The 15,103-nt window shown below is 69.6% G+C and carries 13 protein-coding genes and 1 pseudogene; 8 read left to right on the top strand and 6 right to left on the bottom strand.

What is annotated here, in order from left to right:
- The 4 genes and pseudogenes from AB0D85_RS15250 to AB0D85_RS15235 all read left to right on the top strand — a co-directional run.
- Positions 1-492, top strand: a pseudogene (locus AB0D85_RS15250) (ubiquinol-cytochrome c reductase cytochrome b subunit); the annotation flags it as partial.
- A 59-nt stretch (positions 493-551) separates the two neighbouring features.
- The gene (locus AB0D85_RS15245; RefSeq protein WP_362319233.1) at positions 552-1,178 is read left to right on the top strand and encodes an HAD family phosphatase; all 627 of its coding nucleotides are present in this window, start codon (positions 552-554) and stop codon (positions 1,176-1,178) included.
- Between the two features lie 78 nt (positions 1,179-1,256).
- Positions 1,257-2,462 (top strand): acyl-CoA dehydrogenase family protein, encoded by a 1,206-nt coding sequence (locus AB0D85_RS15240; RefSeq protein ID WP_362319230.1) that lies wholly within the window; start codon positions 1,257-1,259, stop codon positions 2,460-2,462.
- An 86-nt stretch (positions 2,463-2,548) separates the two neighbouring features.
- Positions 2,549-2,974, top strand: a complete 426-nt coding sequence (locus AB0D85_RS15235; RefSeq protein WP_362319227.1) for a DUF1003 domain-containing protein — start codon at positions 2,549-2,551, stop codon at positions 2,972-2,974.
- A gap of 7 nt (positions 2,975-2,981) precedes the next feature.
- On the opposite strand, the gene AB0D85_RS15230 is transcribed toward AB0D85_RS15235, so the two are convergent.
- A complete protein-coding gene (locus AB0D85_RS15230; protein WP_362319224.1) occupies positions 2,982-5,834 on the bottom strand; it encodes an AAA family ATPase in 2,853 nt (950 codons plus the stop codon).
- A gap of 152 nt (positions 5,835-5,986) precedes the next feature.
- Positions 5,987-6,898 carry a sigma-70 family RNA polymerase sigma factor gene (locus AB0D85_RS15225; RefSeq protein WP_362319221.1) on the bottom strand — a complete coding sequence of 304 codons (912 nt, stop codon included), beginning with the start codon at positions 6,896-6,898 and terminating at the stop codon, positions 5,987-5,989.
- A gap of 545 nt (positions 6,899-7,443) precedes the next feature.
- Here AB0D85_RS15225 and AB0D85_RS15220 point away from each other — a divergent pair.
- A complete protein-coding gene (locus AB0D85_RS15220) occupies positions 7,444-8,037 on the top strand; it encodes a hypothetical protein (protein ID WP_362319218.1) in 594 nt (197 codons plus the stop codon).
- Positions 8,038-8,088: 51 nt separating this feature from the next.
- Here the strand turns inward: AB0D85_RS15220 and AB0D85_RS15215 are convergent, their stop codons facing one another.
- Entirely contained in the window at positions 8,089-8,670 is a 582-nt protein-coding gene (locus tag AB0D85_RS15215) for a hypothetical protein (RefSeq protein ID WP_362319215.1), read from the bottom strand.
- Between the two features lie 491 nt (positions 8,671-9,161).
- Between AB0D85_RS15215 and AB0D85_RS15210 the strand changes: the two genes are divergently transcribed.
- Entirely contained in the window at positions 9,162-10,058 is an 897-nt protein-coding gene (locus AB0D85_RS15210) for a LysR family transcriptional regulator (protein WP_362319212.1), read from the top strand.
- Positions 10,059-10,102: 44 nt separating this feature from the next.
- Here AB0D85_RS15210 and AB0D85_RS15205 read toward each other — a convergent pair whose 3' ends face one another.
- Complete coding sequence (locus AB0D85_RS15205) at positions 10,103-10,723, bottom strand: NAD(P)H-binding protein (RefSeq protein WP_362319209.1); 621 nt, start codon at positions 10,721-10,723, stop codon at positions 10,103-10,105.
- Positions 10,724-10,794: 71 nt separating this feature from the next.
- The gene (locus tag AB0D85_RS15200; RefSeq protein ID WP_362319206.1) at positions 10,795-11,631 is read right to left on the bottom strand and encodes an inositol monophosphatase family protein; all 837 of its coding nucleotides are present in this window, start codon (positions 11,629-11,631) and stop codon (positions 10,795-10,797) included.
- A 245-nt stretch (positions 11,632-11,876) separates the two neighbouring features.
- Between AB0D85_RS15200 and AB0D85_RS15195 the strand changes: the two genes are divergently transcribed.
- Entirely contained in the window at positions 11,877-12,671 is a 795-nt protein-coding gene (locus AB0D85_RS15195; RefSeq protein ID WP_362319203.1) for an inositol monophosphatase family protein, read from the top strand.
- A 569-nt stretch (positions 12,672-13,240) separates the two neighbouring features.
- Here AB0D85_RS15195 and AB0D85_RS15190 read toward each other — a convergent pair.
- Positions 13,241-13,801, bottom strand: a complete 561-nt coding sequence (locus AB0D85_RS15190) for a TetR family transcriptional regulator (protein ID WP_362319200.1) — start codon at positions 13,799-13,801, stop codon at positions 13,241-13,243.
- A 126-nt stretch (positions 13,802-13,927) separates the two neighbouring features.
- On the opposite strand from AB0D85_RS15190, the gene AB0D85_RS15185 reads away from it, so the two are divergent.
- Complete coding sequence (locus AB0D85_RS15185) at positions 13,928-14,860, top strand: NADP-dependent oxidoreductase (RefSeq protein WP_362319312.1); 933 nt, start codon at positions 13,928-13,930, stop codon at positions 14,858-14,860.
- Positions 14,861-15,103 lie beyond the last annotated feature (243 nt).

Genomic DNA, 15,103 nt, shown 5'->3' with positions numbered 1-15,103 from the left:
CGCAACCGCCCCGTACGGACGGCACTCGGCGTCGCCTGGATCGGTTTCTATCTGGTGGCGCTGATCGGCGCCGCGAACGACATCATCGCCACCCGCTTCCACCTCTCCGTGGAATCCGTGACCTGGGCGGTCCGCATCGGCCTCTTCGTCGTCCCGCTCGCGGCCTTCGGCGTGGCGAAGCGGTGGGCCCTCGGTCTGCAACTCCGAGATCGCGACAAGGTGTTGCACGGCCGCGAGACCGGCGTCGTCAAACGACTGCCCCACGGCGAGTTCGTCGAGATGCACGAGCCGCTCAGCCAGGAGGAACTCCACCTCCTGACCCAGCACGAGCAGTACACCGCGATCGCGCCCGGTTCGACCGGCTGCGCAGACGCCGGCCTTGCTCGGCGCCTGCGTATCAGGTTCAGCCGCGCCTTCTACGGCGAAGGCTCGCAGATCCCCAAGCCGACCGCCCAGGAGTACCGGGCGATCGCCGACAAGCAACCGCACTGAACAGCGGGACACCGCCAACGACGGCAACCAGATGGTGTGGGAAAGAGGTTCGGAAGACTGTGCCGAGAACATGTCTCATAGTCGACTTCGGCGGTGTGCTCACGACGTCGCTCGATGATGCGGTGCGTGGCTTCGAAGCCCGGGAAGGCCTGTCCGAAGGGGCCGTGGAACGGGCCTGGTACATGGACCCGGCGATGGTCGAGCTCACGCACGACCTCGAACGCGGCAGGTCCACTCAGAACGATTGGAACCGTCGCGTGGGCCGGGTGCTGGGCATCGACGGCACCAATCTTCTGGGCCGGATCTTCGCGGATTCCCGCCTCGACGAACCGATGGTGTCGTTGGTGGCCCGGGTCCGCGCCTCCGGTCTGAAGGTCGGCCTGTTGTCCAACAGCATGGGCCTGACGCCGTGGGACATGTATCGGGGCTTCGACATCGACGCGGCCTTCGACGCGGCGCTCATTTCCGCGCGACAAGGCCTGCGCAAACCGGAGCCGGCCGTGTATGAGCTCATCCTCAAGATGCTCGAAGTGCCCGGCGAGGAATGCGTCTTCGTCGACGACAACGCGGAGAACCTGCCGCCCGCCGAGGCCCTGGGCATGGCCACGGTCCTGCACCGCGGCGCAGCGCAGTCCACGACGCGGCTCGAAGAACTGCTGGGCGTTGCCCTCAGGCCGGGTCCGTAAGCCCGGAATACGAGATCCGCCGAGACGCGGACCACCTCTGCCGCGTTCGCCATGTCTGCCACCGAAAGGACAACTGACGTGACCACCACTCCCCTTGCACCGCCGGACGATCTGCTGGGCGCCGACTTCTACCGCTACGAGACGCTGCTCCCGGAGGACGAACGCCACATACTGCTCAGGGCCCGTGCCTTCCTGGGTGACGAGGTCAAGCCGATGGTCAACGGGTACTGGGACAAGGGCGAGTTCCCCGTGGAGTTGATCGAGAAGTTCCGCGCGAGCGGGCTGACCGCCCTGGCCTACGAGGGGTACGGCGAGCACCTGCCTGCCGCCAGTCACCTGCTCGGCGGCATGCTCGCGATGGAGATGAGTCGCGTCGACGCCTCGGTCGCCACCTTCTTCGGCGTCCACAACGGCCTCAGCTTCTACTCCATCTACACCGGCGGCGACCAGGAGCAGCGCGAGAGGTGGCTGCCCGCCATGGCCTCGATGGAGAAGATCGGCGCCTTCGCCATGACCGAGCCGCTGGGCGGCTCCGACGTCTCCGGTGGCATGCGGACCACCGCCGAGCTCCGGGGCGACACCTGGATCCTCAACGGCGCGAAGAGGTGGATAGGCAACGCCACCTTCGCCGACCACGTCGTGGTGTGGGCGCGGGACGTCGACGACAACCAGGTCAAGGGCTTCGTCGTCGAGAAGGGCACCCCCGGCTTCGTGCCGGTGAAGATCGAGGGCAAGATCGCGCTGAGGATCGTACAGAACGCGGAGATCACCCTGACCGACGTACGGGTGCCGGAGGCGAACCGCCTCCAGAACATCAACTCCTTCCGGGACGTCGCGGAGATCCTGCGCTTCACACGCAGCGGAGTCGCCTGGCAGGCTCTGGGCGTCATGATCGGCGCCTATGAGCTCGCGCTCGCCTACGCCAAGGAGCGCCGGCAGTTCGGCCGTCCGATCGCCGGGTTCCAGATGGTGCAGGACCTGCTGGTGAAGAGCCTGGGCGACATCACAGCCTCCTGGGGCATGCTGGTACAGCTCGCCAGGCTGCAGGACCAGGGAGTCTTCCGCGACGACCACTCGGCGCTGGCGAAGGCGTTCACCACGTCCCGGATGCGGGAGGTCGTCGCGTCCAGCCGCGAGATCTTCGGCGGCAACGGCATCGTCCTCGACTACGACGTCGCACGGTTCTTCGCCGATGCCGAGGCCCTCTACTCCTACGAGGGCACCCGCCAGATGCAAACCCTCATCGTCGGCAAGTCCATCACGGGACAGAGCGCTTTCGTGTGAGTGGTATCCGGCGGAGTTCCGCTCCCGACGGCAGCCGTCACCGCGGCCCTCACCACACGCGCCACGAGCAGCTGGTGCTCGCCAGGATGCGCACGTCGCAGGACCGGTTCGCGGACGCGATCACCGCGTTCGCGGGCACGATGGGGTTCGTCTACGTCCATGCCGTCTGGTTCGTGGTGTGGATCGCCCTCAACCTCGGCCTGTTCGGCCGGGCAGCGGACTTCGACCCCTACCCGTTCGGGCTGCTCACCATGATCGTGAGTCTGGAGGCCATCTTCCTGTCCACGTTCGTGATGGTGAGCCAGAACCGGCAAGCCGCAAGGGAGAACGTTCGAGCCGATCTGGTTTTCGAGACCAACATCCGCGCGGAGGTCTGGGCAGAGCACATGGGCAGGGCGCTCGGCCTGGATCCGGCGGAGGTCGAGTGGCACGTCCAGGAGATCATCCGGCGGAGCAGGACCGCGACGGACCCGGAGTCCGGGGTTCGACCAGGGGCCCCTGAAGCTCTGTGAACTGCGCTCACTCGGCTCCGCCGGCGATATCGCCGCGTTCGACGGCCAGCCGGGTCAGTTCGACGCGGGTGTTGATGCCGAGCTTGGTGAAGATGTGTCTCATGTGAGTGTTGACGGTGTGCACGGACACATGGAGCCGGTCGGCGACGGCCCGGTTGGTGAGACCGTCGGCGACGAGCGGGATCAGCTTCCGCTCGGACTCGGTCAGGCTCCCCCACCCCGGGGGGCTGACGGAGTCCCGCCCCGAGGCGCCCACGCGCACGCCGAGTTGCCGTAGCCGCCGCCCGATCCGTTCGTGATCGCGCAGGGCTCCCGAGGCCCACGCCAGCCGGCTCGCTTCTTCGAAGTGGGGGATCGCCGACGCCGTATCGACCGATGCGGCCATGACTTCGCCGAGGTCCTCGTACGCCGCGGCCAGGACCAGTCGTCTGCCGGTGTTCCGGTAGCCGGTGACGGCGGACGTGAGTGCGCGGGGGTCGCGGTCGAGCAGCCCGTCCACGTGGGCGCGGACGGCCCGGATGACCTCCTGGCTGTCGTCCCGGGCGGTCAGGGTGCGCAGGGCGCCCGACACGGCCCGCGCGACCGACGGCTCCGCACCGCGCAGCGCGATACGCACGATCGCGGGCCAGTGGGACGGCGACAGGACGAGCAGCCGCGCGGGCTCGCCGTCTTCGAAACAGCCCTTGAGGGCTGCCGCGGCTGCCGCGTCCCTGCCCTCCGCGTCCGCGAGGCACGCGCGCGCGAGCGACACCCAGAGGCCGTACCGCGGGGTGTCCGTGCCGGAGCCGGCTTCGGCGGCGCGGAGATGGTCCCTTGCCCTGGCGAGGTCACCGCGTCTGGTCTCCACCAGGGCCAGTACGGAGCGGGCCTGCGGGTTCGGCTGGGTGATCTCGAGTTCGTCCGCCACCGCCAGACTCGCCTCGGCCTCCACGGCCGCGTCGTCCAGCGTGCCCTGTTCGAGCAGGACACAGGCGCGGCGGGCGTGCCACTGGGGAAGGGACCAGCCAAGGCCCAGGGCCTCCGCCTCGTGCTGTCCCTCGTGCAGGATCCGCTCGGTGTCCGCGAGGCGGTCGGTGGCGGTCAGCACCGTGGCCAGCCACAGCGCCGGAATTCTCGGGGGCCGCAGATAGGGGACGGTGGGCTCGGCGTGGGCCCGTGCGGTGGCCGCCTCGGCGAGCTCCAGGGCTCGGGTCAGGCGCCCGCGGAAGAAGGACGTCTGCGACTGGAACACCATGGCACTGACGACGACGGCCGGGTCATGGCTGCGGTAGGAGGCCTCGACCAGCGCGGGGTCCGTCTGCTCGGCGGCGGTGATGTTCCCGAGGTACACATGGCCCGTCGCCCAGGTCTTCAGCAGCAGGACACGCAGGTGGGACGGCAGCGCGGGGAGGTCCAGGGCCTGCTGGAGGTGTGTCATGGCGGCGGCGTCGTCGCCCGCGGCCTGGTGGATCTCCGCGGCCACCAGGCGCAGGTTCGCCTCCTGCGGCGGTTCGAGGCCACCCGACAGTGCGGTGTCGACCAGATCGAGCGCCTCGTGGACCCGGCGGGTCCGGCCGAGGTACTCGGCGGCGTCGGTCAGCAGGCTGACGCGACGCCGGTCGCGCGGGGGCAGCAGGCCGGCGATCCGCTGGGCGAAGTCCGCGGCCGCGTCGGGAGCCGTGGACGACAGTTCGCGTACGGCGTGGTGCAGCGTGGTCACGGCGTCGTCGTCGACCGGGCCGCCCGCCATGACGACGTGCCAGGCCACCTCCGCCGATCGTGCCCCGGTGGCGCGCAGACTCTCGGCGGCCTCCCGGTGCAGAGTGCTCCGCACGGGCAGCGGCAGGTTCTCGTGCACGGCCTGCCGCATGAGGTCGTGGCGGAAGGCGAGTCGCGGGCCGTCGGCCGTGAGCAGGCCGGCGTTCAGGGCGGCCTCCACACCGGACAGCAGGCTGCCGGCCGGTCTGCCGAGCATGTGGGCGGCCGTGCCGAAGTCGAATGCGCGGCCGAGGACAGAGCCGATCTGGAGCAGGCGCTTGGCGTCCTCCGGAAGCTGCTCCAGACGGGTGGCGACACTCAGTCGGAACCCGACGGGGATGTCCTGGTACAGGCGGCCGGGCGCGCCCGCCTCCGCTTTGCCGGCGTCCGTGTCACCGAAGGAGCGCACCAGTTCGATCGCCAGGAACGGATTGCCCGCGACGCCTCGCAGCAGCCTGGCCAGGGCCGGTGGCGGCGCCGACCCGAGCACGTCGGCCGCGATGTGCTCCAGTTCCCGCTGTGGCAGGGGGCCGAGGGTCAGCCATCGGGCTCCGAGGCGTTCGAGGTCCTCCCTGACCCTGGCGACGGTCGGCCGCTCGGTGTCCGACCGCACCGCGAGCACCCACAGGATCCGCGAGGCGGCCAGTCGTCCGGGCAGGGTGCGCAGCGCGAAGAGCGTGGCGGGATCCGCCCACTGCGCGTCGTCCACGAGCACCAGCACCGGAGCGCGCTGAGCCAGGTCCTCCAGAGCGTCCGTGATGCTGTCCAGCAGCCGGAGCCGCTGGTCGCCCGTGCCCGCGACGGTCGGGTAGGACTCGTCGGAGGACCGCAGGGCGGACTGCAGGGCGGCTCCCGCCGCGTACTGGTCGAACTCGTCGGCCCGGATGGAGACCACCTCGAACCCGCACCGATGCGCCCGCTCGTCCAGCTCCGCGAGCAACCGGCTCTTGCCGGCGCCGGGCACGCCCTCCACGACCACGCAGGCGCCGCGTCCGCCGCGTACGGCCGACAGGGCCTCGCGGACAGCCGCGATCTCGGGGTCCCGTCCCCGCAGGCGCAGCCTGGTCCCACCCTGGCTACCGCGCCCGGGGTCCAGGTCGCCGGTGGGGTCCGTGCTGCGCATGGGGCAAGCATGCCGCAGGCCGTGGATGCCGTCAGCGCCGGCACCCCCTTGACCGGCGCGCTCACCCGGCGGGGTCGGTCGCACACCGGCACACGGTGTGATCGCCTACCGTGTGCCGGCCAGAGCCCGGTGGAGGAGTCCGGGCGCGTGGCTCATCCACCGGTCGGTGCAAGACCGGGAGCAGTCGCGTAGCGGGAGCGGGAGCCGAGGAACGCGGCGATCTTGCTCGGGTTGAACACCCACATCACCTGGTGGATGCCTTCCCCGGAGGCGGCGATCGTCAGGAACGCCGTGGGCCGACCGTCCTGGTGGATCGTCACGCCCGTCAGGCCGTTGGCGTCGACCAGCCGGGACTCCGCCTCCCGCCACAGCCGCGGATACGTCGACATCCTGGCGATACGGGCACGGCCCGCCACCGGCACACGCGCACAGCCCCGCAGGCCGTTGCCGTCGGACAGACTGACGGCATCAGCGGTCAGCAGACTCTCCAGCGAAGCCACATCCCCCGTCCGGGCCGCCGAGACGAAGGCGTCCAGAAGGCGCCGGTGCTCCGCCGTGCCCACGCTCTCGCGCTGCTCGTCCGCCAGATGCCGGCGCGCACGGCTGACGATCTTCCGCACGTTGACGACACTGAGCCCCAGCATCCCCGCGATCTCGGGATAGGCGTAGTCGAACGCCTCACGCAGGACGTACGCGGCCCGCTCGGCAGGACCCAGCTTCTCCAGCACCAGCAGCAGGGCGAACTCCACAGCCTCCGCCCGCTGTGCGCCCACCTCCGGATCCGCACCCGTGTCGACGGGCTCGGGCAGCCACGGCCCGATGTAGGTCTCCCTGCGCACCCGCGCCGACTGCGCCACATTGATCGCCAGACGGGTCGTCGCACTCGACAGGAACGCCACCGGGCTCACCACCACGGAACGGTCGGTCTTCTGCCAGCGCAGCCACACCTCCTGGACCACGTCCTCGGCCTCGACCACACTGCCCAGCACACGGTAGGCGATCCCGAACAGACGCGCCCGATGCTGCACAAAGACAGAAACAGCCTCGTCAAGGTCACTCGTCATAGGGGACGACTCGAGATACATGGTCCTGCGGTCCTCGTTCCTCCGGATACGGCTGTCACGTGGCGGGATCAACAGATGCACTTTTCTTCACGCAATAAGATGCATTCTTCGCCAACCAGGCCATACTCAGTCATAACGTCACCGCGACGCATCGCATGATCTGGTGATTCCGTTGATTCCGCCGACGGCTGCTCGAACCATTGACCGGCGGGGGTCGGAAAGTGTGACGCGACGTCCGACACACCATGAACGGCAGTCGCACCGGGACGCTCCCCACCCCGCCGCCCGTGCGGTGGGCACCACGCCCGGACGGACCCGACCGGCCAGAGTGACCCATCGCGCTCCTGAGGCGCATCGCACGATCTAGTGATTCGGCTGGGTCGGCCGACCGGAGGTCCGCGCGATCCCCCACCCATCGCTTCGGGAGTGGCACACGGTTGAACACACGTCCCCGGACTCACACCGGGCCGGCGCGGGAGAACTGCCCCACTCTCCGTGTGGACCAGTGCGTATGATGTCGGAGGGGTACAGGATGAGAGGAACTCATGGTCTCCGCAACCCACTCGGCTCACGACATCGAGGTCACCGCCGAAGGCCTCCAAGAGGATTTGGCCCGCCTGCAGATCCAGAAACAGGCGCTGGAAAGGGAACTTGCCGCGGTCGTGGCACATCTCGGCTCGGTGCAGCGGGCCCTCAGTGCCTTCGAGTCCTTGATGCGTGCCCCGGCTGCCGCCGTACAGGCCCCGGGTCCGAAGCCCGTCGTCCCGCAGACCGACACCGCCGACACCGCCGACACCGATTCCGCCGAGCCCGCGCACATCACGACGACGCCCGCGCCCCAGACGCCTGCGCCCCGGGCGAAGAAGCCGCACAGCAAGGGCGAGAGCGCGGGTCGTCCTGCTCCCGCTGGTGACACCGCGGACGGGCAGAAGCAGTACGGCCACCTCACCGAGCAGGTCATGGAGTACTTCGCCACAGCCGGCGATGTCGATGTACGGGCCCGTGACGTCGCCGCCGCTCTGGGCCGGGACTCCGACAGCGGAAGCATCAACGGGGTTCGCAGCACACTCGATCGCCTTGTCGGCGCCTCTCGTATCCAGCGGACCGGGAGAGGCCTCTACCGCGCCCGCCGTTCCTAGACGTACCGCCTGGCCGACTCCGAACGCCACTCAGGCGCACAGCGCGCGGACTCAGGCGGGTGTGGTCCTTTCGCCAGGAGGCCGGCGAAGCAGGTGCAGGCAGATGACCGAGAGGACGACGGTCCGTCGTTCCGAGGCGTCCAGACGGGGGGCCGTTTCGACGACGTACCGCTGCAGCCCGAGCCACGCGTCGACGGTACTCACCGTGACCCGGCCGAGCGTCTCCGGCGCCGGGCTCCGTTCGGGATCGGTCTCCGTGAGGACCCATTCGACGGAGATGTGGCTCCGCCGGGTGAGGAGGAGTTGACGTCCCTGCTCCGTCCGAAGGCTCAACTGCCGGGTCTTGACGATGCCATGGGCTCCTGCGGTGCCGACCTCCCGGTCCGCGGCGTCGGTGAAGTGGAACCCCACCCGCCCGACCTGGCTCGTCACGGAACGCTCGATGCGGACGACGAACTCGCCTGACATCGCGGTCAGAAGAAAGTACGTGTCGTCGGTGTGGGTGAGCTGGGCGAGCGGAGTCCCCTCCACCGTGGACACGGCCAGGGCCGGGCCCGTGTATCTGCGCCACCGTGACCGCTTCGGCTGCCCCACCACGACGGCTTCCAGCTCGAACGGACCGGGTCCCGTCATCGGCCTACCTCCCCCGCCACGGCTTCCCCGCTCGACCGGGTACGTCCACTGTGACCGACAACCCGACCGATTCCGATCCCCCGAGCGTTTCTGCAACCCCTCGGACACACTGCCTCGGTGACGTCGGCCGACCTGGCGCAGCGCCGTCCGGGCCTGGCTCACGAGCCCTCGCTCAGCCCGGTCGTAGGACCATCTGTGGTCGGCGCGACCCGGGCGGCCTCGGCGATCTCGTTCACGGTTACTCTCCTCACCGTAGAAGGCTTCGCGGCAATGGGGAGGGACCGTGAGCGGGTCGAGCGGTGCTGTGCCGGCAGGGCAGACCGGGTTACTGCGGGCGCGGACGTCACCCGAGCGCGCGGTGCCGTCCGGCGTGACCGGAGCCGTCGGCACCGTCGGCACGGTGGGGCCGAGTCTCGGCGGTGGCTACGGGCCCCTGGGCGCCCCGGATGGGACCTTCAGCGCAACACCACTTCCCCTGGCGGCGTGACCCAGTGGACCTGAACCTGCTGACCGCGCTGGACGCGCTGTTGGAAGAGAACAGCGTCCAGGCAGCCGCCGACAGGCTGCACCTGTCGTCTCCTGCGATGAGCCGGACACTCACCCGGATCCGGAAGGCGACCGGCGACGAGATCCTGGTGCGCACCGGACGGACGATGACGCCGACGCCCCGCGCCCTGGCCATCCGCGACGAGGTGCGGGCCATGGTGCAGCGGGCCGGAGAACTGCTGTCACCGGCCCGCACGCTGGACCTGCCGAACCTGCGGCGCACGTTCACGATCCAGGGTCACGACGCGCTGCTGGGCGAACTGTCCCGGCGACTGCTCGCCGGCCTGGCCGACGCCCCCGGAGTGAGCCTGCGCTTCCTCGCCGAACCGGCGACGGACACCGCGGACCTGGTCCGCGGTCACGCGGACCTCGACGTCGGGGCCGCGAAGCCCGCCAGCCCCGGGGTGAGCCACGAGGTCGTCGGCCACGACCGTCTCGTCGCCGTCTTCCGCGCCGGTCATGTACTCGCGGAGGAGTTCGACATCGAACGGTTCGCCGCCGCCGATCACCTCATCATCTCGCGCCGTGGGCGGCTCCGAGACGGCCTGGACGACCGCCTGGCCGAGCGTGGGCTGGAGCGCCGGGTGGTGTCGGTCGTGCCGACCACCGCGATCGCCCTGCAGACGGTGGCGCACAGCGACACGGTCGTGGTCGTGGCGGCCTCGATGAGCGCCCGCGCCGTTGCGGACCTCGGACTCCGCTCCCATGCGCTCGACCTCGAACTGCCCTCAGCGGCGGTGGTGCTGTCCTGGCACAGCCGCTACGACGAGGACCCGGCGCACGGCTGGCTACGGGAAGAGTGCGGGGCAGCGCTGCGAGACGCCCTCGCCGCTGCCGTCTGACGGGACCGACTGAAGCGACTGAAGCGACTGAAGCGACTGAAGCCTCAACGTTCCAGGGGGATTGCGATGTGTCCCCGGTGTCGGGGGCTCTCCGCTTCGTCGAGCATGGCCGCGGCGACCGTCGCCCGGCTGATCCGCGCGGGAAACACGCGGCGCGGCGCCTTGTCCAGCGGCACCGTGCGCCTGGTCGGGCGCAACGGCCCGTCGGACATCGGCCCGGCGTGGAAGACGGTGCCTCCGAAGCCGAGCACCGTGGCATCTGCCGTGACCCTGTCTCCCATCTCGCTCTTCATGAACGTGCTCAGCAACCCACGGGTCAGTGCACCCGCGCGTCGTGCGGAGTCACCGGTGCCGAAGGCCGCCAGCCAGACGACGTGGTCGGCTCCGGACTCGACGGCCGCCCGTGCACCGGCCGTCAGCACACCCGGGGCCTCCTTGTCCGCGATCCCGAGGCCGGACAGGATGACCCCGGCACCTTTGAGCGCGCGGCTGATCGTCTCGGCGTCGAGAACGTCGGCCTGGACTCGGGTCAGGCGGTCGGAGTCGGGCACGTCGATGCGTTCGGGCCGGCGTGCGACGGCGGTGACGTCGTGGCCGCGCTCCAGCGCCTGCCGGGTCAGTTCCCGGCCCGTGGCACCGGTCGCCCCCAGTATGGTCAGCTTCATGATGGTCCTTCCTGATCGGTGAGGTCCCGGCCGCGGCTGCTCCCCCGGCCGAGGTGGCGTGAACGAGAGGGTCAGTGGAGGGCGGCCAGCACCTTCAGAGCCCCGGCGTGCGCACCGGGCGCACCGGCGAGGATGCCGGGGCTGCCGGGACGCCATGGGTCACCCCCGAGGTCGGTGACCACGCCGCCTGCTTCCGTGATGAGCAGGACACCGGCGGCGACTCCGGGAAGTGACGGCTGGTACTGCCAGAACAGGTCTTCATGGCCGGTGGCGACACGCAGCATCGGAAACGTCGTGGGCACCGTCGCGCGCACGAGCAGTGCGTGCTCCAGCATCGCGGTGATCGACGCGCCGATGAGCCGGTACGTGTCGCGCTGGCCCGCCTCGGCCTGACCGGTGGTCGCTATCGCGAGGCTCAGGTCGGCTTTGGCGGACACGCGCAGCCGCGCGCCGTTCACGAAGGCACCGCCTTCTCGTGCGGCCGTGTAGGTGAGATCGCCGACCGGTTGGTGCACCACTGTGAGGACAGGCTCGTTGTCCCGGATCAGGGTCGCGTTCACCGACCATTCCGGGAGTCCGTGCACCAGGTTGACATTGCCCTCGACGGCGTCGGCCGCCCACCACTCGCCCGGCGGCAGGGGCGAGAACTCCTGCTCCTCGCCGACCCAGGCGGCTGCCGGCCGCGCCGCGGTGAGTGCCGCACGCAGAGAGCCGGCAGCGGACCTCTCGTTCTCGCCGAGAGCGTCGGACAACGCGCCGCGGTCTCCCGGACGGGCCTCGGTCGAGTACCGGAGCGACAGCGCGGTGCCGGTCCTGCGGACGGCGTCCGTGACCGATTCCAGCAGACCGGCGTCCTCAGGAACGGCGACGGACGCGGACGTTGATGTGGACGTGGACGTTGAATTCATCATTCCCCCCGAATGCGCCAGGCTTTTCACATCAAGCTATGGCACACACAGGGGCCTTTCAATTGCACGCTCTGCACTCGACGATTTACCTCGGCGCAATCGTCGACGACCGCCCCCACCAGCACACACATGCACCCCGGTAAATCGTCGATTAACGGAAACGCATTTGATTCACGACCGGCAAAGCCGTTCACTGATAAGGAGGTTTTCCAGAGGCGCCGCCTCCCGACAAAGGAAGAACTGCGATGACTGAATACGCTGATTTGTTGCCTGCGGTGGTCAAGGCCGCGAACCGCGGGGCGGAGTTCCTGATGGGCGGGTTCGATCCGGGCGCGCGGCCACTGGACAGGAACGCCATCCGCGCCGTAGCCGTGCACATCGAGGGCGGCTCACGGGCAGCCGTCCGTGAGGCGCTGGACGGACTGCTGCCGAGCGCCGGCTGGCTCGACGAGGACGAGAACGGCAACGACGTGCCGCCGGGCGAGTGGTGGATCGTGGACGGCGCGGAGGGGGGCGTGAACTACGTCTACGGACTGCCGGAGTGGGCGGTGACGATCACTCTCGTCCGCGACGGCGTGCCACAGCTGACGGTGGTGCGGCAACCGATCGGTGACCTGACCTACACGGCCGTCAAGGGAGCCGGGGCCCACCTCAACGGCGATCCGCTGCGGGTATCGGCCAAGAACGATCTGAGGGTGGCCATGGTGACCGCCAGTCAGGCCGGCAACAGCCCCGCGGTCCACGCAAGGTTCGGCCGGGCCATCACGACGATGCTGGACAACACGCTGCTGGTCCGCAACACCATCCCCACGACCTTCCCCATCCTGACCGTGGCGTCGGGGCAGCACGACGTGTTCTTCCAGTACGACCCCGACCTGCCCGGCACGGCCGCCGGCGTGCTGCTCGCCACCGAGGCGGGCGGGGTCGCCACCGAGATCTCCGGGGCCCCCTGGGTGCCGCAGAGCCCCGATGTGCTGATCGCCGCTCCCGGCCTGCACGCGGCAGCGGCCAAGCTGCTCGACAGCGTCCAGCAGCCGTAGCGGCCAGACGGATCGGGTTCGTTCGGTGCGTCAGGAGATCAGCGTGAAACTCGCCCGGTAGACGTAGCCCGGCATGACGGGGCTCCATGCGAAGCCGTTCCCCATGGTGAGGGTGCCCGTCTCTCCGTCGGGGTGGTCAAGCCCGTTCATGACGTAGCTGATGGAGTACGAGACCTGGGCCGGAACCGAGCCCGACCACTCGTAGCAGCTCAGGTTGACCGGGTGCTCGTCGAAGTCCTTGACGACCGTGGGGGGGGTCCGGACTGAGGTAGATGTGGCGGATGTACTGCGGAAACACGGAGAAGTCCTGGCAGACCACTTCGGTTGTCCCGGTATCGGCCGAGGCGGTGGCGGCCGGTGCGGTCAACGGGACACCGAGGGCGACGGCAACGGCCAGCAGAACAGCGGGTCTACGCATGATCAGCTCCCTGGATACGCCAATGAGCCACTCATTGTGGCAACGACCTCCCCCTTTCACAGGACGGATTCGAGCCCCGTGCCCCGCCTTCGCCCCGCACCCTGGTCGGCGCCGGTCCCGCCGACGTGCCGAATCAGCGAGACGGCAGTCCTCACTGGGCCAGGGTGCGCAGTTGGGCCAGCGCCGTGCGGATGACGTCGCGCAGTTCGCCGTCCTCGGTGGCGTTGACCCATCGTTCGAAGGCGACGCGGTAGACGGCGACGCCGGTCTCGGCGGCCAGACTCGCGTCCAGGTCCCCGACGCCCCGCCGTCGCAGACCGCCGGCCAGGGTGGCCGAGATCGACGCGAGCTTGGTCAACTCACGTTCCCGCAGCTCGGCGTTGGCCATGATCACCGCCTGCCGCTTCTGCGTGAAACCGCGGTCGCGGCCGATCATCCCGGCCGCGGCGTCGAGCGCGAGCGTGATCGCGTCCAGAGCCGAAGCGGTGGGCGGCGCCGACTCCAGGGCGGCGAGCGCGATTTCCTCCATCGCGGACGCCCCGGCGAAGAGAACCTCGCGTTTGTCGGCGAAGTGACGGAAGAAGGTGCGGGCGGTGACACCGGCCCGTTCGGCGATGTCGGCCACCATCGTCTGCTCGAAGCCGCGTTCCAGAAACAGCTCCAGCGCCGCCTCGCTCAACCGGCCGCCGGCCCCGGGCTCCCACCTCGCCATGCCCATGAGTCTAGGTGACGTCACGTGATGACACCGCCCACCAGAGTGATGTCATCGAGTGACATCACCATGGTACGGTGATGTCACCTGATGACGTCATCCATGTGGAGGCCCCCAGTGGCGACGATGAAGCGCATCCAGTACCACCAGTACGGCGGCCCTGAGGTCATGCGGCTGGAGGACTTCGAGCCGGTGCGGCCCGGGAAGGGTGAGGTCCTGGTCCGCGTGCGGACAGCGGCGACCAACCCGATGGACTGGAAGATCCGCGGCGGCGCCATGAAGATGCTGACCGGCCGGAGCTTCCCGCGCGCGATGGGCCACGACTTCGCGGGCGTCGTCGAGGCGGTCGGCGAGGGCGTCACCCGACTCGGTGTCGGCGACCATGTGCTCGGCGCGGCGCCGCTCAAGGCGGCGGGAGCGTTCGCCGAGATGGTCGTCGCCGAGGCGAGGAGCGTCGCGAAGAAGCCTGCGGACCTCTCGTTCGAGGACGCCGCAGCGATCCCCACGGTCGGGGTCACCGCCCTCCAGGCCCTGATCGGCAAGGGGAAGCTGCAAGGCGGGCAAGCCGTCTTCGTCCACGGCTGCCTCGGCGGCGTCGGCCGGTCCGCCGCCCAGATCGCCCTCGCGCGCGGCGCCTCGGTGGCGGGCAGTTGCCGTGCCACCGCCGCACAGGACGCGCGCGCCCTCGGTATCGCCCCGATCGTCGACTTCGACTTCGATCCGACGGCGCTCGGCCGACGGTTCGACATCGTCTTCGACACCGCCGGCACGCTCCCGGCCAAGACGGCGCGGGCGCTGGTGAAGCCCGGCGGTCACGTCGTCGACATCGTTCCCACCCCGGCGAAGTTCGCGAGAAGCGCCCTGTCGGGGTCCTACACGGTGATGATCGCCCAGCCCGTCACGGCGGATCTCGAAGAGATCGCGCGCGGCGCCGGAGAGGGCACCCTGCGACTGCCGATCGCCCGCACGGTGCCGCTCGCGGAAGCGATCGCCGCCCTCACCGAACTGGAACGCGACCGCCCGCCCAAGAGCGGCAAGCTCATCATCACGACCGGATGACCGCCGCAGCGATCCGCCACTCACCTTGGCCTCCAGGTCAGGTCAGGTCAGAACCGGAATGCACTATTCCGTGACATCCGTCACAGCACATCCGGGACCTATGCGTGCCGGATAGTAGAGGCCGCTCTGGCGACATATGGGATTTGTCCGGCTTGGGGCGCGTGTGCGTCGCGTCCGGATCCACGGCATGCCGCCCGCGAGCCACCTTCATCCGTTGTCCGCACACGCAGGGATTCTGACGGT

The sequence above is a fragment of the Streptomyces sp. NPDC048277 genome (assembly GCF_040652235.1).
In the GTDB taxonomy this organism is placed as follows: domain Bacteria; phylum Actinomycetota; class Actinomycetes; order Streptomycetales; family Streptomycetaceae; genus Streptomyces.
Note: the sequence above shows the minus strand (reverse complement) of the source record. Positions and strands in the feature narration are given on the sequence as shown.

Excerpts from the sequence above, each read along its gene's own strand:
- AB0D85_RS15235 (WP_362319227.1), top strand. The coding sequence starts at position 2,549 with ATGCGCACGTCGCAGGACCGGTTCGCGGACGCGATCACCGCGTTCGCG.
- AB0D85_RS15230 (WP_362319224.1), bottom strand. The coding sequence starts at position 5,834 with ATGCGCAGCACGGACCCCACCGGCGACCTGGACCCCGGGCGCGGTAGC.
- AB0D85_RS15225 (WP_362319221.1), bottom strand. The coding sequence starts at position 6,898 with ATGACGAGTGACCTTGACGAGGCTGTTTCTGTCTTTGTGCAGCATCGG.
- AB0D85_RS15220 (WP_362319218.1), top strand. The coding sequence starts at position 7,444 with ATGGTCTCCGCAACCCACTCGGCTCACGACATCGAGGTCACCGCCGAA.
- AB0D85_RS15215 (WP_362319215.1), bottom strand. The coding sequence starts at position 8,670 with ATGACGGGACCCGGTCCGTTCGAGCTGGAAGCCGTCGTGGTGGGGCAG.
- AB0D85_RS15205 (WP_362319209.1), bottom strand. The coding sequence starts at position 10,723 with ATGAAGCTGACCATACTGGGGGCGACCGGTGCCACGGGCCGGGAACTG.
- AB0D85_RS15200 (WP_362319206.1), bottom strand. The coding sequence starts at position 11,631 with ATGAATTCAACGTCCACGTCCACATCAACGTCCGCGTCCGTCGCCGTT.
- AB0D85_RS15195 (WP_362319203.1), top strand. The coding sequence starts at position 11,877 with ATGACTGAATACGCTGATTTGTTGCCTGCGGTGGTCAAGGCCGCGAAC.
- AB0D85_RS15190 (WP_362319200.1), bottom strand. The coding sequence starts at position 13,801 with ATGGCGAGGTGGGAGCCCGGGGCCGGCGGCCGGTTGAGCGAGGCGGCG.
- AB0D85_RS15185 (WP_362319312.1), top strand. The coding sequence starts at position 13,928 with ATGAAGCGCATCCAGTACCACCAGTACGGCGGCCCTGAGGTCATGCGG.